We start from the raw sequence: 19,092 nt of genomic DNA, 5'->3' as shown, positions 1-19,092 counted from the left end.
CGTCTTCTAAAAAATGTGAATAAATAATACTAGAGCATTAACCGAATCTCTAGCCCAAACAAATCTTACCTACGGCACTAAAGCAACCCTAACAGGGTTGCCAAAGCCCTCTTGCTGTAACTTACTTTGCCAATCAAGCAGTTCTTCAGAACTTTCAAAGGGACCGACAAAGACTTTATATAGACCATCGCTTTGCTTATTGATAACAACTTTTACACTGGTATCAAATGCCTCAAAAAGTCGGAGTTTTAGTTTATCTGCAGACTCCTCAGAACTAAATGCCCCCATTTGTAAGTGAGAAAAAGACAATTCAGTCTGAGAACGTTGAACATCAACTACCGGGGCTGTTAAAGCCTTAGCAGGCGAGGCTTTCAGCGGTGGAGCAGGTGCACTCACAACCGTTTCATCAGGGCGATAAGCTTGCCCTTGAGCAGGTGTTATCGCTTCAACCTTGACCCGAGCTAATCCTTTCTTATGATAGTCAAGACGAGCCGCTGCGGCATAAGAAAGATCAATTAATCGATCGCCATGAAATGGCCCACGATCATTAACACGAACAATAACAGAACGCTGGTTGTCGAGATTCGTTACCTTGAGGTAAGTCGGTAATGGCAAGGATTTGTGTGCCGCAGAAAAAGCGTACATGTCATATGTTTCCCCATTTGAGGTTTTATGACCATGAAACTTCTTTCCATACCAAGAAGCTGTACCTTCGGCTACATAGCCTTGAGCTGAGTCCATGACCCAATACTTTTTGCCCCAAACCTCGTAGGGACTTTTATTACCACCACGACTCTTTTGTTCCCACTTCGGCACCAAGTCTGGTAAATGGTCTACTTTTATATCACCTGTCGGAGCGTGATCCTGCAAAATAGAATAGCGACCGCCACCTGATGCTTTTTCATAATCTATATCATCTTTACCTAAAACATGACGTGTACTCATACAACCACTCAATACCAGCGAACTAATGCTGGCAATAAATAGTATGTTAATAGCTCTCATAGCTTCCTATACTCTCCGCAAGCTCAAGTACTGACATGGCATACCGCCTACTTGGGTTATAGTCCATGATGGTGAAAAAATTTTCGTAGGCAAGCCAATAAGACACATCTTCAGGTCCCGTTCTTAAAGCAATTAATCCCGTCTTTCGAGGAATAAAAGACTGTGCAGGAAGCACATTAAGTGCAGACCACTCAGTCATTTCAGAGCTAGGCTCTCTACCACGATTAATTAAATCAGCCACCTTATCTGGTTCGGCAACGTAAGCCATAACAAACCAAGGTTCTTTCGTCTTCCACCCATGATGTTTAAGGTAGTTAGCAACACTACCAATGGCATCAGCGTCAGATCCCCATAAGTCAATATGGCCATTTTGATCATAATCTACCGCCAACTTTTGATAATTGCTTGGCATAAATTGGACCATACCCATTGCACCACTATATGACCCTTTTGTGTCGCCAATGTTCCATCCCTCTTGGCGAACTAACAATAAATAAGCTTCCAGCTCGCTTTGGAAATAATCTTTTCGTCTTGGATAGTCAAACGCTAATGTCGTAAGTGAGGTAAAAACGTCTTTTGAACCAGTGATACGTCCGTAATACGTTTCTACACCAATCAAAGCAACAATAATATTAGGCTCAACGCCAAACTCTTGCTCAGCTTTACGTAGCCATTTCTCATTACGTTTGGCAAACTCACGTCCGGCTTTTGCTCTATCTTCGTTTACAAAGCGAGTTTTATACTCGTAATAAGGCGTAATAACTTCAGGTTGATTGTCTGATTTTTCAATAACCTTAGGCCGCACTTTGATGTGAGAAAATGCCAGCTCTAGGCGGTTCCTATCATAATTATGCTCTTTCACTAACCGGCTAATAAAGCGCTGAACCTCAGGATAACCTGCGTAAGAATCACCCCATTCTTTAGGCGTATCATCAAGCAGAGAATTACTGACTCCTGAGTCAGAAGGAAATGTAGAGTGATCCATACTACTGCACGCAGTCAGACCAAGCGCTAAAAATACAAATGCAGCTTGCTTAATCATCATCTTGCTCTTTTATGTGTTTGTATTGACATTAAAATCCCAAAGGTTGCCATGATGGTAATAATCGAGGTTCCACCATAACTAACGAGTGGTAAGGGTACCCCAACCACAGGGAGAATACCTGACACCATCCCAATATTTACAAACATATACACAAAAAAGGTAAGCGTTAAACTACCCGCTAATAAGCGCGCATAATTATCTTCAGCCGTGGCAGAAATATACAAGCCTCGAGCAATAACCAATAAATACGCCAAGATAAGAACACCACAACCTAGCATACCAAATTCTTCAGCAAGAACAGCGATAATAAAATCCGTATGACTTTCAGGAAGAAAGTCTAACTGAGCCTGTGTCCCCTCTAAGAAACCTTTTCCATATAAACCACCAGAGCCAATCGCTGTTTTAGATTGGATAATATTCCAACCGGACCCTAGCGGATCGCTTTCCGGATTTAAAAACGTCAATACACGTTGCCGCTGATAATCATGCATAAACTGCCATAACGTATAACCCGCTATAGGAGCTAACGCCGCTGCGCCCAATATATAGCGCCAGCCAAGTCCAGCAAGAAACAAAACAAAAATGCCAGACACAGCAACCAACAGAGAAGTCCCCAAATCAGGCTGCTTAGCGATCAGCAACACAGGCAATACTATAAGACCAAGTACGACCAATATTTGTTTAAAGCTAGGAGGAAGCTGTCTGTCAGAGAAATACCAAGCGATCATCATAGGCATAACGATCTTCATAATTTCAGAAGGTTGAAACCGCAGACCGCCAGGCAAAGCCAACCAACGTTGAGCGCCTTTTGCCCCCACCCCAAAAAACAGCACCCCAATCAAAAGCACTGAGATAAAAATAAATAAAGCGGGTGACGAACGTCGCATATATTTAGGAGGAAGCTGAGCCAACGCCAAACACACTAAAAGCCCAACTGCCAAACGAAACACTTGTCGCTCGACCATTTCGACATCCTGACCAGAGGCAGAATAAAGAATAAAAAGGCCGCCCGCTATCAACAATAGTAGAGAGGCAATAAGCAGAATGTCTATATGAACCAGTTTCCATAGGCGGGCATTGGTAAAAGACAAGGCTCTACGATAAATACTATCCTTCATTCTTATTACCTTTTAAATAGTCATATCTGTCAGGGTAGTCATCATAAAGATACGCATCAAACAGAGCCCTACTTAAATCTGCAGGTTTGGAGCTACTGCCCCCATTTTCAAAAATCGCAAATATAGAAATTTTGGGCTGCTTGGCAGGAGCGAAACCAATAAATAAGGCGTGATCGTGTAACCTTTTTTCCAAGCTATCCGCATCATACTCTTGGTCTTCTTGTAAGCTAAACACCTGCCCAGTACCTGTTTTACCTGCAATCTCATATTCCGTCCCTTGCAAGCGTCGAGCCGTACCGTGCGAATCAGTTATTACTTTACGCATAGCAACAACCATTCGCTCCCAATTACGCTGATCTTTCAGCACAATATCGTGCTCGTCACCAAGACCATTTTCAAAAACAGCGGGGTCATCCCCAACTGTATTCGTCATACGCGGATAAAAATAATGCCCTCTGCTTGCAAGCGCAGATGTAGCGGAGGCAATTTGTACAGGAGTGGCCACCATAAACCCCTGCCCTATACCAACGTTTACAGAATCACCTGGGTACCAAGGTTCTTTATATTTGGCTTTTTTCCACTCATTAGATGGCAACAGACCATTACTTTGACCATTTAGGTCCAACAAATTACTTTGACCAAAACCAAAACGTGTCAAAAAATTATGGATTGGGGTAATCCCCATTTTATTCGCCAACTGATAATAATAGGTATCAACCGATTCTATGATAGATCGCTCTAAATCAATCCAGCCATGACCCGTTCGCTTCCAATCTCGATAACGTCGCCCATCTGGATTAATCTGATAGTAACCTTTAGCAAAATAACGTTCAGTCCAAGAGGCAAAGCCATACTCTAGACCGGCAAGAGCCATAAAAGGCTTAATCGTTGATGCTGGAGGATAGCCGCCACGTAACGCTCGGTTAAATAAAGGGAGTTTTTTAGATTGACGAAGAACATTATAATCGTCGTAAGAGATACCACGGACAAACAAGTTAGGGTCATAACCAGGCTTTGATACCAAGGCCAAAATACCCCCCGTTGTTGGGTCTATTGCTACAACCGACCCTGTATAATCGCCTAACAGGTCATAAGCATACTGCTGCAGCCTTGCATCTAAAAACAGATGTAAATCTTTGCCTGGAGTTGGGTTCTGTCGATCCAACTCTGACATGATACGGCCACGAGCATTCACTTCTACTTTACTAAGGCCTGCTTCACCAAAGAGTGTTTTCTCGTAGTAGCCTTCAACACCTGTTTTACCAATAAACAAGGCGCCTTGGTAGGCCTGCCTGTCGACCGTTTCTAGATCTTTTGATGTAATCCTTCCCACATAACCGACAGCATGAGCAAATGCCTCACCGTATGGGTAGTAACGAGTTAATTGTGCTTCAACTTGAACACCATCAAGCCTGTAAAGGTCAACGGCGACTTTAGCCCACTCCTCATCGGTTAGTTGAGATTTTAACGTTAAGGATTGATAAGGTCGGCGGTATTCTTTACGTCTGTCATCAAAGTCTTCCCACTCAGCATCACTAATTTCAATAATGCCAGAGAGCTGCTTTTTTAATTGAGAAAAGTCGTCTACTCGTTCAGGAGTGATGGTTAAACTGTGTATAGGTCGATTATCCGCTAAAATAACGTCATTACGATCATAGATTAAACCACGAGGTGGTGGTTCAGTGACCAACATCACCCGATTATCATCCGCTTTTGTCTGATAAAGGTCATGTTCTATCACTTGCAGATAGAACAGCCTAGCCATCAATATAATAGCCATTAACAAAACAAATAACGCAGCGGCAATCAAACGATGCTGAGTTAACCGCTGTTCTTGACGATAATTCCGAAAATTCTGATGTCGACGGCTCACCTGACCACCTTTACCTGTGATACGGGTGATTGTTCATCAGCGTCCAAGCACGGTATATCTGCTCTGCTAAAATAATTCTCACCATAGGATGGGGTAACGTTAAACGAGACAAAGACCAAACCTGATCTGCTCGCGATGTACACCTTGGGTCGAGGCCATCAGGACCTCCAACTAACAAGCTGACATTGTAGCCATCCATACGCCACTGCTCAGTTTGGTCTGCAAGCTGCTCTGTAGACCATTCTTTACCAAGGACTTCCATTGCAATGACCTTGTCGTTTGAAGGAATTGCCTCAAGCATGGCATCTCCTTCTTTGCGAATTGCCTTAGCTATATCCGTATTTTTCCCACGTGGCGACATTGGAATTTCAACAAGCTCTAATGCAAAGTCTTTTGGAAGACGTTTTGCATACTCATCATAACCTTCTGTCACCCACTTAGGCATTTTACTACCAACAGCAATTAAACGAATACGCATTACAAAAAACCTTAAAGTTGTTCTGGTTTAATATCCCACAGCTTTTCAAGATCATAAAACGCTCGAGCTTCTTCAGTCATCACATGAACAACAACATCATGCAAATCCACCAAAACCCAATCACTGCCCATACCACGACCTTCCGAACCTAACGGCTGAAGACCTTTACCTTTCAAATGCTCAAATACGTTTTGGCCCAAAGCATTCACATGACGCTTTGAAGTACCAGTACAAATAACCATGTAATCCATCATATCAGTATGATTTCCTACATTTAGCACTGTGATTTTATCACCTTTGACATCTTCCAATGCTTCAACAGCAAAAGCCAAAATTTGATCTGCTGTGAGGTTAAGCTGACTCATATAATTACGTTACCCTATCGATATAATTGATGTTGTTCTATATAGTTTTGGACTGGTTCTGGCAACAAATAAGCAATAGACTCGTTTTTACGAGCCAACGCCCTAATCATGCTAGAGGATATCCCCAAAGGAGTGAGAGTCTCGAACCAGACCCGCCCTGAGGGCGCGCATTGTAACTCATGCGACGAGGCGGCACGATAGTTTTCGCAAAAACCGCTCAATTCAGAGATTAGGTCAGGCTCCCAACCAGGACGTGACACCACCAACAAATGAGCATATTGGATAATCTGCTGCCAATTATGCCAAGTTGGAAGGGATAAAAAGCTGTCCATTCCTAGCACCATAATGAGTGATTCATCTGGACCTATTTCGCTCCGAAGATCTCGTAATGTATCGACACTATAACTTGGACCTTCCCTATCAATCTCACGAGAATCGACACTCAATCGAGCATCACCAGATACTGCAAGCCTAGCCATTTCAAGTCGTTGCTGAGGCAAGACACTTGGTCGATCTTTGTGCACAGGCTGAAAACAAGGTATTAACCTCAAAGCGGAGTAGTGGTAGCGATCTAAAATCTCAACCGCTGTTCTTAAGTGACCATTATGAACGGGATCAAATGTCCCACCCATAATAGCCAACCCAGAAGTCTTTACATTATCCTTAACTCTAATTGTCACGAGTATGACCATCGCCAAGTACAACATACTTCTGACTGGTCAACCCCAACAATCCTACAGGGCCACGAGCATGAATTTTGTCAGTAGAAATACCAATTTCAGCTCCAAAACCATACTCAAAACCATCAGCAAAAGATGTTGAAGCATTCACCATCACTGACGAAGAATCCACTTCCGTCATAAAAGCACGTGTTTTTGTGTAGTTCTGCGAAACAATTGCGTCCGTATGGTGAGACCCATACTTATTGATATGAGCAATCGCCTCATCCATATCAGACACAATCTTAATAGATAACTTAGGGGCCAAATACTCTGTATACCAATCTTCTTCTGATGCAGCTTCAATGACAGAGCCAATAGCACGAGCTTGCTCACAACCTACTAGAGACACATCTTTTTCCTGCAAAGCAGTCACTAACTTAGGCAAAATATCCCCAGCAATTTCAGAATGAACCAGCAATGACTCCATTGCATTACACACACCGTAGCGGCGGGTTTTAGCGTTCATGGCAATAGCATAAGCCTTTTCAAGATCCGCCTCACTATCAATATAGACATGACAATTACCATCAAGATGCTTAATCACAGGTACACGTGCATCCTTACTAATGCGCTCAATCAAACCTTTGCCACCACGAGGGACAATAACATCAACGAACTCAGGCATAGAAATTAACATGCCAACCGCTTCACGATCTGTCGTATTAAGAACTTGCACTGCATGCTCTGGCAAACCAGCAGCGATGACACCTGCCGTTACAGCCTCAGCAATAGCTTGATTGGAATAAAATGCCTCTGAGCCGCCACGTAAAATAGTGGCATTTCCAGATTTCAAACAAAGACTTGCCGCATCGATGGTCACATTTGGACGAGACTCATAAATAATACCAATAACCCCTAAAGGCACACGCATCTGACCTCGCTGAATACCAGACGGCAAGAACACCATGTCTGATATTTCCCCGATTGGGTCAGGTAAAGAGGCAACTTGTTTTAGCCCTTCAATCATGCCATTAATACGAGCATCATCGAGCAACAAACGATCCAACAAGGCAGAATCCAAACCTTTGACACGGCCATTTTCCATGTCTTTTTTATTCTCTTCTATCAATCGAGGTCGCGCGTTTTCCAAAGCGTCTGCCATAGCAAACAGAGCCATATTCTTTTGCTTTGTGGATGCTTTAGCAAGAAGGCGAGAAGCCGCCCTAGCTTGCTGACCAATTTGATTCATATAAGATTCTAAAGACATCGTTAATCTCTAATAAAAGTAAAAAGAACACACTAGACACGCAAAAAATCGCGATCTATTTCATCAAGACAGTATACTATCACACTATTTTTATTCATTTAGTGCAGATTTTCATGAAAGGATAATCCATTGATCCCCCAAAATTCTTTTACTCTCAACACTATTGGTATAATACATTCTTGCTACAAAGAAAAATTTGGCATTCCACGCCAACCAGGATTAGTTACCGAAGCAACAGCAAAGCTAGAGCTCATCCCTCCATACAACCGGCTTGATACAGTAGACGGGCTAGATGGTTTTTCTCACATCTGGATACAATTTATTTTCCATGCCTGTCTAAACGAAAACTGGAAAGCTAAAGTTCGCCCTCCACGCTTAGGAGGCAAAGCTAAAATAGGGATATTTGCAACTAGAGCAACTCACAGACCCAACCCGATAGGCCTGTCTGTGGTAAAAATTGGGCGAATTTATCAAGAAGATCAGCGCGTATTTATTGATCTATATGGCGCAGACCTGCTTGATGGCACACCTGTTCTAGATATTAAACCCTATTTACCTTATGCCGATAGCATCAGTAACGCTGAAGGCGGCTTCGCTCCGGCGCCTGCCGAAGTCCAAAAAAAACCCGTCATCTTCTCAGTAGAAGCCAAAACACAGTGCGAAAGATATGAAGATTTGCACAACAAGAAAATAACCACTTTAATAAAACAAATAATAGAACAAGATCCGAGACCATCTTACCTATCCGAACAAGTGGATAGAGAACATGGAATCCAACTATGGGACATGAATATAAAGTGGTGCGCAAGAAATGACCATTTTGAAGTTCTCAGAATAGAGCACGAATAAGTGAGCCAATCATGAACAAGAAGCAGCTTTTAAATACCTACAAAAAAATCGACTCATTCAACGAGAAAAAGGTAGATAGCTCAGTAAAACCAGCCATTTATCGCTCAGAATACGATGAGCGCCTCATTAAAGACTTTCACTACGCAAAGTTTCAAAAAAATCTTCAAAATGCTCAAAAAAGTGACACCCTTAAAGCCTTACTCAACAAAGAAGATTGGAGCGAGGAAGACACAAACACACTATTAGAATCATTGCGCTAACCAACATACACAACACCTATACCCATGGTTATCCACATGTTATATGTATAGTTTCTCTGTCAATAATTTCTAAAAAATATGCAAAAAAAAGCGGGCCTAGGCCCGCTTTTTTATTACAACTAAAGAATCAAAACTTAGTTTTGGTTTTCTAGTTGTGCTTTGATCAAATCACCGATAGTGGTAGGACCATTAGATTCAGCTTGTTGCTTCTCAGAATGAGATTTCAACGCTGCTTTCTCTTCAGTAGCATCTTTCTGCTTGATAGAAAGAGTAATAGTACGAGCTTTACGATCAACGTTAATGATCGCTGCTTCTACTTTATCACCTTCTTTCAATGCAGTTGTTGCATCTTCGATACGTTCACGGCTGATTTCAGATACTTTCAAAGTAGCTTCAACGCCTTCAGCAAGAACAACTACAGCACCTTTCGCATCAACTTCAGAAACAGTACCGTTAACGATAGTGCCTTTGTCATTTTCAGCAACGAAAGCTAGGAACGGATCTTCTTCTAGTTGTTTAACACCTAGAGAAATACGCTCACGCTCAGCATCGATAGACAATACAACTGTTTCTAGCATATCGCCTTTCTTGTATTGACGAACTGCTTCTTCACCAGTTTCGTCCCAAGATAGGTCAGATAGGTGAACAAGACCATCAATACCGCCATCAAGACCGATGAACACACCAAAGTCAGTGATAGACTTGATTGCGCCAGAAATCTTGTCGCCTTTATTGAAAGAAGTAGCAAACTCTTCCCATGGGTTCATTGTACATTGCTTGATACCCAAAGAAATACGACGACGCTCTTCATCAATGTCAAGAACCATAACTTCAACTTCATCACCGATCTGAACAACTTTAGATGGGTGAATGTTTTTGTTAGTCCAATCCATTTCAGAAACGTGTACTAGACCTTCTACACCTTCTTCAAGTTCAGCGAAGCAGCCGTAATCAGTCAAGTTAGTTACTTTAGCAGTTACCTTAGTATTTTCTGGGTAACGAGCTTTAATAGCTACCCATGGATCTTCACCCAACTGCTTAAGACCTAGAGATACACGGTTACGTTCACGGTCGAATTTAAGAACTTTAACGTCGATTTCATCGCCAACAGCAATGATTTCGCTTGGGTGCTTAATGCGTTTCCAAGCCATGTCAGTGATGTGTAGAAGACCATCAACACCACCAAGATCAACGAAAGCACCGTAGTCAGTAAGGTTCTTAACGATACCTTTAACTTCTTGACCCTCTTCAAGAGAAGCAAGCAATGTTTCGCGTTCAGCGCTGTTAGTCGCTTCCATAACGGCACGACGAGAAACAACAACGTTGTTACGTTTTTGATCAAGCTTGATAAGTTTGAACTCTAGATCCACACCTTCCAAATGAGATGTGTCGCGGATTGGGCGAACATCTACCAAAGAACCAGGCAAGAAAGCACGGATATTTGCGATATCAACTGTGAAGCCACCTTTGACTTTACCATTGATAACACCGTGAACAATGGCGTTTTCTTCGTAAGCTTTTTCAAGAACAGACCAAGTTTCTGCACGTTTAGCTTTTTCGCGAGACAATTTAGTCTCACCGAAACCATCTTCAACAGCATCAAGTGCAACTTTAACTTCGTCACCGATGTTTAAGTTGAACTCACCACTTTCCGTTAGGAACTGAGAACGAGGAATTACGCCTTCAGATTTAAGACCTGCATGAACAGTTACCCATTCGCTGTCAATATCAACAACGATACCAGTAACAATTGAGCCTGGCGCCATTTCGACGGTTAACAGGCTTTCTTCAAACAGTTCTGCGAAGCTTTGAGTCATTGTATTTCCTATATAGTTGGCCTATAAAAGAACTAGGCCTTATCCACATTGCCAGCAAATGTGGGTCAATTTTTTTGAATGATGCGACAAAGGCTTGCTGGCACCCTTGCCGACTTGAACAACATTTAATCTATTCTAGCACATTCTAGGTACAAAAAAGTAGACGCGAAAAAGAACAGATTATACAAGACCCGCTTTTGCTGTTTCAGCAAAAATCATCTCGACAACCTGCTCTATGGTCAAATCTGTACTATCTATAACTAAAGCGCCTGCCGCAGGCACAAGAGGAGCAATTGCTCTGTTCGCATCGCGCTCATCACGTTCTTTAATCGTCTTAACAAGTTCGGCTAGATTAACAGCTTCACCTTTTTGCTGCAATTGCTGCAAACGCCTTTGCGCTCGCTCTTCTGCAGAAGCAGTTAAAAATATCTTAATCTGAGCGGAAGGAAAAACAACTGTTCCCATATCTCGCCCATCAGCCACCAAGCCTGGCGCCTGTGAAAAGGCACGTTGACGTAGCAACAAACCTTCACGAACTTCTGGAATGGCCGCCAATTTAGAAGCACAATTACCAACATCTTCAGTTCGAATAGCCTGTGTTACGACCTCCCCCTCTAGAATAATTTCAACTTTACCTTCTTCTGACTGCACAAACTGTATGTCTAAATGCTCAGCTAAAACCTTTAGCATCTCCACATCATCAGAAGACATACCATGATGCGACACTGCAAGAGCAAGTAAGCGATATAAAGCACCACTATCTAGTATGTGCCATCCCAGCTTTTCTGCGATCAATTGACTTACGGTACCTTTACCGGCACCACTTGGACCATCAATCGTAATAACTGGGCCTTGGTTGATCATAACTATTCCTCTTAAAAAACTATTGCGCCACAGAGCAATGAAAACCTAATTGCAATGCAACACTCTCCAACTCATTAAATTCTTCTAATAATTTTTGACAATCATTTACTTTTGTTACGGATTGACTACGCGCACCCAAACTAAGCATAGCAAGTGCCAGCCTATCATCTCCGGCGCAATCCAACTCACCACCCTGAGGAAAGCCCCCCTTGATCAACAAATCACCCTGTTCATACTCGCAAGCGATTTTCATAGACTCAAGGGCGTCCACCAAGGCCAACACTCTATCTTCATAGTAATAAGGTAAATCACCAACACCTTCTATACAGCTATCGCCTTTCGCGTACGCTGCTGCTACACAAAGCAAAGGCAATTCATCTCTAAGCTGATAACTCTGCTCTGCCGATAAAACAAACGCTGACAACTCGGCAAAGCCTGCCTGTAACTTGCCTTCATATAGACCCGACTCAGCCAGTGGAGGTATTACCACATCCGCACCGATAGACATTAAAAATGACAAGAAATCGAAAGAGACAGAATCAAGCCCAACATTTTCGATAGTCAAATCAGATCCAGGCAGTAAGCTTGCCAACAAAACAAGCCATACAGCTTCATACTCATCACCAGACAATACAATATCCGTACCAACTAAAGGTACTGGAGGAACGTTAAAGCCCTCGCCAGATTTTGTCATATTCTTACCGAAGCGTTGCAACAAAACCTCGCAATGAGATAGCCCTGGCAACAAGGGCTTTACTCGCCCCATTTCAGGAGAATACAGAGCCGACAGAAATGCCGCCATTAGCAAATTCCCAGACCCTGTTTTCAAATTAACATCGACATTTAAAGAGTCGCCTGGAGACAGGGTGACAGGCAAACAATCCGCCACCTCAGATACTACAGAGCCCCCCATCTTGCGCAACAAAGAGAACAAGTCACTCATCGATTGATTAAGTAATTTCCCCTCAGCAACGACTGATACCGCAAAAGACTGCCCTGCCAATACAGGCAACAGCAAATATAGACTTTCTCTCGATTCATGCACATTAATTGGGGCTATCGGTGCCTTTAAACCATATAAACCCACACCATGAATTCGTACACAATCAGCCGATACCTCCTCAATGACCACTCCCATATCACGGAAAGCCTGCATCGTAATACGAACATCGCCAGTCAAATCAATATTCTTTACTTCACTTACACCGACCGAAAGCGCAGCTATAGTAATGACTTTATGTGACAAAGATTTGTCACCCAATAAAGAAATATTCCCTTTTATGGCCGAAGCTGGCAAAACAGAGACAGAAACAGGTCGCACCTCTTTTGCCGAGCCAATTGTACGTTGCTCCAACAGTCGAAGAAAATGATCTCGCGCAGACTTTGCTCGAGTAAAAACACCGAACATGCTTGCGCCATCACCCTGCTCAATAGCAGCACGCATATCAGCAAGACGATCCGTAAAGTGATCCAATGTAGCCAGAGTGGCATCTTTATTGGCCATAAAAACGTCGCGCCACATCACAGGGTCACTGGATGCAATGCGAGTAAAATCACGGAATCCACCTGCCGCAAATTTGAATATATCTTGACTACGCTCACCACTTGCCAAGGCATCCACCAAAGTGTAAGCCAACAAATGTGGCAAGTGACTAGAAGAGGCTAATACATGATCATGATGATTAACATCCATACTCACAACATCAGCACCAACCGCACGCCAAATACGATGCAATCGATCCAATAGCGTAGGATCACTGTCTGGCAAAGGCGTCACAATCGCCATATGCTTTTCAAACAACTGCGAATTCGAAGCCAAAACGCCACTTTTTTCGGCGCCAGCAATAGGATGACCAGGAATAAAATTAGCGGGGACAAAACCAAAAACACGACGCACAGATTCAACAACACTGCCTTTTGTGGAGCCCACATCAGTAACAAGGGTTTTTTCCAACAGCAATGGCTTAAGGTCAGCTAAAACGGACTCCATCGCTCTTACTGGTGTAGCAAGAACAATAACATCCATCTGTGACACATACTCATGTGAAAGCTCTGCCGGATGATCAATAACACCAGTTGAAACCCCTAGTGCCAGCTCCCCCTCTCGGCGATCCACCCCGTAGAGCGTGGCCAAGCCCCGCTCTTTTAACGCCTTAGCAAATGAGCCGCCTATCATGCCAAGACCGATAATCATGACATTTCCAAATTTCTTTTTTTCTTGCAGCGTCACATCTAAAAACGCCTGAAATTCACTTTCACCAGTCAAAGCACAACACTCTTATCAATTTACTAAAGCACAGCCACAGGGTATGAACCCAACACTTTCACTTCTGACGCCCGTTCACGCAACTCATCTATAACTGCGCGACACTTATCATCCAAATGATGACCAACAAAGTCGATATAGAAGATATATCCCCAACGACTCATCAGTGATGGGCGCGTTTCCAAGCGCGTCATATCGACACCGTGTCGCTCGAAAGCCTCAAGCAATCGATACAAGGCACCCGGCTCATTTTTCGCACTAATCAATAAAGAGGTCTTATCTTTTCCGCTTGGCGGCACATCTTCATTACCAACGATTAAAAAGCGCGTTGTATTGTCCGGACGATCTTCGATATTGGCAGAGACTTTTAGCAAGCCATACAACTCACAAGCAACCTCGCCAGCTATTGCCGCGATTGCACGACCACTACGACCCGCTTCAGCCGCTAAACGAGCAGCTTCTGCATTTGAACTCACAGCAACACGCTCTACATGTGGCCAATAGCGATCCAACCAAGCGCGACATTGCGCTAAAGACTGCTGATGTGAATAAATATGTGTCACATCATCAGAGTTGATATTCGGACTCACTAATAGATGGTGATGAATACGCTCTTCAACCTCACCGCATATTTTTAAGCGTGAATCCCGAAAACTGTCTAACGTATGATTAACAACACCTTCTGTCGAATTCTCAACTGGCACGACACCATAATTTGCCGCGCCAGATTCAACTTCACGAAACACTTCATCAATAGCAGCCATAGGCGCACTAATAATAGACTTACCAAAATGCTTTAGTGCCGCTTGCTGAGTGAAAGTACCTTCCGGACCTAAAAAAGCAATACGCATTGGTTTTTCAAGCGCAAGACAGGAAGACATAATCTGACGAAATATTTTCGCCATTTCTTCATTTCCCAAAGGCCCTTCATTTCGATCCATCACTCTACGCAAAACTTGCGCTTCACGCTCAGGACGATAAAAGACAACCGACTCATCACCTTGCTCAGCTAATTTCACTTCTGCCACTTTCTGCGCGCAGCTAGCACGCTCATTGATCAGCAGTTGTATTTGCGAGTCAATAGAATCAATACGATCGCGCAATAAAGGCAGCGTATCTGGTACCGCTTGTTTAGAATTCGACATGCTATTTATTATCCGTAGACGTTATTATCTCTAAAAAAGGTATTATTTATGACGCTCTTCGAAGTCGCGCATAAAATCGATTAACGCTTGAACCCCTTCCATTGGCATAGCGTTATAAATACTTGCACGCATACCGCCAACAGAACGATGGCCCGCCAAAGTACGCAAACCAGCCGCCTCAGACTCTTTTAAGAAAAGAGCTTCAAGAGATTCATCCGCCAAAATAAAAGGCACATTCATACGAGAACGATAAGCAGGGTCAACTGGGTTTGAATAGAACCCACTAGAATCAATGAAGTCGTAAAGAGCTTGCGCCTTACGAATATTAATCGCTTCAATCGCCTCAACACCACCCTGCTCTTCCAACCACTCAAACACCAAGTCAGCCAAATAAATAGCAAAAGTTGGCGGTGTATTAATCATGGAATCATTGGCTGCTAAATTCGCAAAATTCCAAATAGAAGGCACACTATCGCTACAACGAGCTAGCAAGTCCTTACGAATAATACAAATCACGACACCAGCAGGCCCAACGTTTTTTTGAGCACCAGCATAAATGAGGCCATATTTGCTTACATCAATTTTGCGCGACAAAATAGTTGAAGACAAATCAGCAACAATAGGTAAATTTGTTTCTGGCAAATCGGCAAACTCTACACCACCAATCGTTTCGTTTGAGCACAAATGTAAGTAGGCAGCATTTTCATCCAAGTTTAAATTAGAAAACTCAGGAACCGTGGTGTAATTTTGCTCTTTTGAAGAGCCAACCACGTTAACCTTCGTATATCTTTTAGCTTCTTTGATGGCTTTCGAAGACCAAGCCCCTGTATCTAGGTAGCAAGCAGATTCAAAACCATTTACCAAATTTGCAGGTATCTGAGCAAACAAAGTGGAGGCACCACCCTGAACAAACAAAACCTCATAATCATCACTAATATCAAGCAATCGAGATAAACGAGCTTTGGCAGATGCCAATATCGACATAAACTCAGCACTTCTGTGACTCATTTCCATAACAGAAACACCAGCACCATGCCAATCAAGCATTTCAGCTTGAGCTTTTTTCAATACCGCTTCAGGAAGCGCTGCTGGACCAGAACAAAAATTATATACTCGGCTCATCCCGCCTATTACCTCTAGTATTTTTCAGGACCTATCTACAACAAAAGCGACGCACCTAAGTGCGCCGCTTATTTTCTATTCCGTATCAGTATCAGGAATGTCCGGAGACTCGTCACCATCACTTGGTGCCTGATCAATGACTGCATCACCTGCTTCATCAACCACAATGCCTGCCTCATCATCTTCAACGACACGTTCAATACCAACCAAATGCTCATCATTGGTCAAACGAATCAGGGTAACACCTTGAGTATTACGACCTTGACATGACACTTCCGTCACCCGAGTACGAACTAATGTACCTTGATCGGTAATCAAAATAATCTCATCGGTTTCATCAACCTGGGCAGCACCAACAACAGGGCCGTTACGCTCAGACACTTGAATACCGATAACACCTTGACCACCACGCCCATACACTGGGAAGTCTTCTACTAAAGTACGCTTGCCGTAACCATTTTCACAAGCCATCAGTACAGCAGAACCTTCTTGAGGAACAATAAGCGAAACAACCTTAGCGTCTTCATTTAAGCGAATACCACGAACACCCGCCGCTGTACGACCCATTGCACGAACATCAGACTCTTTAAAGCGAATTGTCTTACCAGAAGATGAAACCAACATAATGTCATTTTCACCATTGGTAACCGACACACCAACTAATTCATCAGTTTCGTCTAGGCTAAGCGCAATCAAACCTGTTGAGCGAGGGCGAGCAAAATGCTGCATCGCTGTTTTCTTAACTGTGCCGTTTGCCGTTGCCATAAAGATATAGCTGCTTGCTTCAACAATTTCGTCTTCAGAAACGTCTTCTTCAGACTCAACTTCAGCTTCAATCACTGGCAAAGGCAATAATGCGGAGATGAATTCACCTTCTCTTAGCGGCAACAAGTTAACAATAGGACGACCTTTTGCACTACGGCTAGCCACTGGAATTTCGAACACACGCAACCAATAAACTTTACCAAGATTACTAAATAGCATGATGGTGTCATGACTACTGGTTACTAATAGATGCTCGATGTGATCTTCGTCTTTCATGCTCGCAGAAGATTTACCACGACCACCACGACGCTGAGCTTGGTACTCAACTAGTGGCTGAGATTTCGCATAACCAGTGTTTGAGATCGTCACTACCATTGGCGCTTCATCGATCAAATCTGCAATCGTCAAATCCTGACGAGACGTTAAGATTTCTGTGCGACGAGCATCACCAAATGTATCGCGAACTTCTTCTAGCTCTTCGCGAATAACTTCCATCAAACGGTCTGGATCAGATAAAATATTCAGCAACTCACCGATAAGCTCGATTAGGGACTTATATTCGCCCAATAACTTATCGTGTTCCAAACCTGTCAAACGATGTAGACGCAAGTCCAAAATCGCTTGAGCCTGATCTGGTGATAAATGGTAAGCACCATCAACAAAACCATAACCTGCTTCAAGATCGTCTGGGCGACATGCGTCAGCACCAGCGCGCTCCAACATGGCAACCACATTACCCGGTTCCCAAGACTCACTAACAATCTTTTCTTTTGCTTCTGCAGACGTTGGAGATGTACGAATCAATTCAATAACACGGTCGATATTAGCAAGTGAAACTGCTAGACCTTCAAGAATGTGACCACGCTCACGCGCTTTACGAAGTTCGAAAATAGTACGACGGGTAACCACTTCACGGCGATGTTTAACGAAGCACTCAAGAATTTGCTTAAGGTTAAGTAATTGAGGGCGACCATCAACCAAGGCCACCATATTCATACCGAATACGGACTGAAGCTGTGTTTGCGTAAAGATATTATTTACAACCACATCAGGGTTTTCACCACGACGTAATTCAATAACGATACGCATACCATCTTTATCAGATTCATCACGAAGCTCACTGATGCCTTCCAGTTTTTTCTCTTTCACTAGCTCAGCGATTTTTTCGATCACTTTCGCCTTGTTTAACTGGTATGGAATTTCAGTGAAAACGATGGACTGACGATTGCCTTTTTCCATGTCTTCAAAGTGATGGCGAGCACGCATATAAATACGTCCACGACCTGTTTTATAAGCTTCTATAATACCTGCACGACCATTAATAAACGCCCCTGTAGGGAAGTCTGGTCCAGGTATATGGTCGATAAGTTCATCAATGGTTATGTCAGCGTTATCAATAACAGCAAGACAGCCATCAATAATCTCACCAAGATTATGAGGTGGGATATTAGTTGCCATACCTACCGCGATACCAGCTGAACCGTTTACCAATAGTCCAGGAACACGCGCAGGCAATACTTCAGGCATAAATTCCGTGCCATCATAGTTAGGCACGAAATCGACGGTTTCTTTCTCAAGGTCCATCAGAAGATGATGAGAAATTTTCGCCATACGAATTTCGGTATAACGCATTGCCGCAGCACTGTCACCATCGACAGAACCGAAGTTACCTTGACCATCGACCAAGGTGTAACGCATTGAGAAAGGCTGCGCCATACGAACAATAGTATCGTATACAGCGGAATCACCATGTGGGTGATATTTACCGATTACATCACCGACGATACGCGCCGATTTTTTGTACGGTTTATTCCAATCATTTTTAAGTTCATTCATCGCAAATAGAACGCGACGGTGAACAGGCTTTAACCCATCTCGTACATCAGGTAATGCTCGACCTACAATAACGCTCATTGCGTAATCTAGGTAAGATCCCTTAAGTTCATTTTCGATACTGACGGGAATAATTTCTTTGGCTAATTCACCCATAGATACAATCGATCCTTATGCCTTGGAGTCAAAAAGACTCCCTAATATCTTTTTATAAGCGCTGCATTGTAACATAAGGAAATAAATAACACCCCTTCAAGGAGCATGTTTTGTTGCTCTATATTGCAATTATAGAAACCATCTACTAAACAGTCTCATCAGACAAAGTAAGTTTGCTATTGGTCACCCCTTTAGTTGGCGC

At 43.1% G+C, this 19,092-nt stretch carries 16 protein-coding genes; 2 read left to right on the top strand and 14 right to left on the bottom strand.

Annotation, left to right across the window (positions count from 1 at the left end):
* Positions 1-69: 69 nt before the first annotated feature.
* The 8 genes from DFP77_RS13750 to DFP77_RS13715 are packed head-to-tail and all read right to left on the bottom strand — an operon-like array spanning position 70 to position 7,813.
* A complete protein-coding gene (locus DFP77_RS13750; protein ID WP_114412817.1) occupies positions 70-1,005 on the bottom strand; it encodes a septal ring lytic transglycosylase RlpA family protein in 936 nt (311 codons plus the stop codon).
* A complete protein-coding gene (gene mltB / locus DFP77_RS13745) occupies positions 992-2,050 on the bottom strand; it encodes a lytic murein transglycosylase B (protein ID WP_258861167.1) in 1,059 nt (352 codons plus the stop codon). Before mltB ends, DFP77_RS13750 begins: the two co-directional genes overlap by 14 nt.
* Positions 2,047-3,168, bottom strand: a complete 1,122-nt coding sequence (gene rodA, locus DFP77_RS13740) for a rod shape-determining protein RodA (protein WP_114412815.1) — start codon at positions 3,166-3,168, stop codon at positions 2,047-2,049. Before rodA ends, mltB begins: the two co-directional genes overlap by 4 nt.
* The gene (mrdA, locus tag DFP77_RS13735) at positions 3,158-5,041 is read right to left on the bottom strand and encodes a penicillin-binding protein 2 (RefSeq protein ID WP_114412814.1); all 1,884 of its coding nucleotides are present in this window, start codon (positions 5,039-5,041) and stop codon (positions 3,158-3,160) included. The genes rodA and mrdA overlap by 11 nt, the downstream gene beginning before the upstream one ends.
* Before the next feature lie 10 nt (positions 5,042-5,051).
* Entirely contained in the window at positions 5,052-5,519 is a 468-nt protein-coding gene (gene rlmH / locus DFP77_RS13730; RefSeq protein WP_114412813.1) for a 23S rRNA (pseudouridine(1915)-N(3))-methyltransferase RlmH, read from the bottom strand.
* Positions 5,520-5,530: 11 nt separating this feature from the next.
* Positions 5,531-5,884: a ribosome silencing factor gene (gene rsfS, locus DFP77_RS13725; RefSeq protein WP_114412812.1), complete on the bottom strand. Its 354-nt coding sequence runs from the start codon at positions 5,882-5,884 to the stop codon at positions 5,531-5,533.
* 14 nt (positions 5,885-5,898) lie between these two features.
* Complete coding sequence (gene nadD / locus DFP77_RS13720; RefSeq protein WP_114412830.1) at positions 5,899-6,564, bottom strand: nicotinate-nucleotide adenylyltransferase; 666 nt, start codon at positions 6,562-6,564, stop codon at positions 5,899-5,901.
* Positions 6,554-7,813, bottom strand: a complete 1,260-nt coding sequence (locus DFP77_RS13715) for a glutamate-5-semialdehyde dehydrogenase (protein ID WP_114412811.1) — start codon at positions 7,811-7,813, stop codon at positions 6,554-6,556. The genes nadD and DFP77_RS13715 overlap by 11 nt, the downstream gene beginning before the upstream one ends.
* A 129-nt stretch (positions 7,814-7,942) precedes the next feature.
* On the opposite strand from DFP77_RS13715, the gene tsaA reads away from it, so the two are divergent.
* Both tsaA and DFP77_RS13705 read left to right on the top strand, forming a co-directional pair.
* Positions 7,943-8,662: a tRNA (N6-threonylcarbamoyladenosine(37)-N6)-methyltransferase TrmO gene (tsaA, locus tag DFP77_RS13710; protein WP_114412810.1), complete on the top strand. Its 720-nt coding sequence runs from the start codon at positions 7,943-7,945 to the stop codon at positions 8,660-8,662.
* An 11-nt stretch (positions 8,663-8,673) separates the two neighbouring features.
* A complete protein-coding gene (locus DFP77_RS13705) occupies positions 8,674-8,922 on the top strand; it encodes a hypothetical protein (protein WP_114412809.1) in 249 nt (82 codons plus the stop codon).
* Between the two features lie 134 nt (positions 8,923-9,056).
* On the opposite strand, the gene rpsA is transcribed toward DFP77_RS13705, so the two are convergent.
* The 6 genes from rpsA to gyrA all read right to left on the bottom strand — a co-directional run bounded on the left by rpsA (position 9,057) and on the right by gyrA (position 18,890).
* A complete protein-coding gene (gene rpsA, locus DFP77_RS13700; RefSeq protein ID WP_114412808.1) occupies positions 9,057-10,739 on the bottom strand; it encodes a 30S ribosomal protein S1 in 1,683 nt (560 codons plus the stop codon).
* A gap of 180 nt (positions 10,740-10,919) precedes the next feature.
* Entirely contained in the window at positions 10,920-11,603 is a 684-nt protein-coding gene (gene cmk, locus DFP77_RS13695; RefSeq protein WP_114412807.1) for a (d)CMP kinase, read from the bottom strand.
* A 19-nt stretch (positions 11,604-11,622) separates the two neighbouring features.
* Positions 11,623-13,869, bottom strand: a complete 2,247-nt coding sequence (locus tag DFP77_RS13690; protein WP_114412806.1) for a bifunctional prephenate dehydrogenase/3-phosphoshikimate 1-carboxyvinyltransferase — start codon at positions 13,867-13,869, stop codon at positions 11,623-11,625.
* 23 nt (positions 13,870-13,892) lie between these two features.
* Positions 13,893-15,014 (bottom strand): prephenate dehydratase, encoded by a 1,122-nt coding sequence (gene pheA, locus DFP77_RS13685; protein ID WP_114412805.1) that lies wholly within the window; start codon positions 15,012-15,014, stop codon positions 13,893-13,895.
* A 42-nt stretch (positions 15,015-15,056) separates the two neighbouring features.
* Entirely contained in the window at positions 15,057-16,136 is a 1,080-nt protein-coding gene (gene serC / locus DFP77_RS13680) for a 3-phosphoserine/phosphohydroxythreonine transaminase (RefSeq protein WP_114412804.1), read from the bottom strand.
* A gap of 75 nt (positions 16,137-16,211) precedes the next feature.
* Positions 16,212-18,890: a DNA gyrase subunit A gene (gene gyrA / locus DFP77_RS13675; RefSeq protein ID WP_114412803.1), complete on the bottom strand. Its 2,679-nt coding sequence runs from the start codon at positions 18,888-18,890 to the stop codon at positions 16,212-16,214.
* Positions 18,891-19,092 lie beyond the last annotated feature (202 nt).

This window comes from Marinomonas foliarum, assembly GCF_003337275.1.
Classification (GTDB): Bacteria; Pseudomonadota; Gammaproteobacteria; order Pseudomonadales; family Marinomonadaceae; genus Marinomonas; species Marinomonas foliarum.
This window is presented reverse-complemented; position numbering and strand designations above follow the sequence as displayed.

Excerpts from the sequence above, each read along its gene's own strand:
- DFP77_RS13750 (WP_114412817.1), bottom strand. The coding sequence starts at position 1,005 with ATGAGAGCTATTAACATACTATTTATTGCCAGCATTAGTTCGCTGGTA.
- mltB (WP_258861167.1), bottom strand. The coding sequence starts at position 2,050 with ATGATGATTAAGCAAGCTGCATTTGTATTTTTAGCGCTTGGTCTGACT.
- rodA (WP_114412815.1), bottom strand. The coding sequence starts at position 3,168 with ATGAAGGATAGTATTTATCGTAGAGCCTTGTCTTTTACCAATGCCCGC.
- rlmH (WP_114412813.1), bottom strand. The coding sequence starts at position 5,519 with ATGCGTATTCGTTTAATTGCTGTTGGTAGTAAAATGCCTAAGTGGGTG.
- rsfS (WP_114412812.1), bottom strand. The coding sequence starts at position 5,884 with ATGAGTCAGCTTAACCTCACAGCAGATCAAATTTTGGCTTTTGCTGTT.
- DFP77_RS13715 (WP_114412811.1), bottom strand. The coding sequence starts at position 7,813 with ATGTCTTTAGAATCTTATATGAATCAAATTGGTCAGCAAGCTAGGGCG.
- DFP77_RS13705 (WP_114412809.1), top strand. The coding sequence starts at position 8,674 with ATGAACAAGAAGCAGCTTTTAAATACCTACAAAAAAATCGACTCATTC.
- rpsA (WP_114412808.1), bottom strand. The coding sequence starts at position 10,739 with ATGACTCAAAGCTTCGCAGAACTGTTTGAAGAAAGCCTGTTAACCGTC.
- cmk (WP_114412807.1), bottom strand. The coding sequence starts at position 11,603 with ATGATCAACCAAGGCCCAGTTATTACGATTGATGGTCCAAGTGGTGCC.
- pheA (WP_114412805.1), bottom strand. The coding sequence starts at position 15,014 with ATGTCGAATTCTAAACAAGCGGTACCAGATACGCTGCCTTTATTGCGC.
- serC (WP_114412804.1), bottom strand. The coding sequence starts at position 16,136 with ATGAGCCGAGTATATAATTTTTGTTCTGGTCCAGCAGCGCTTCCTGAA.
- gyrA (WP_114412803.1), bottom strand. The coding sequence starts at position 18,890 with ATGGGTGAATTAGCCAAAGAAATTATTCCCGTCAGTATCGAAAATGAA.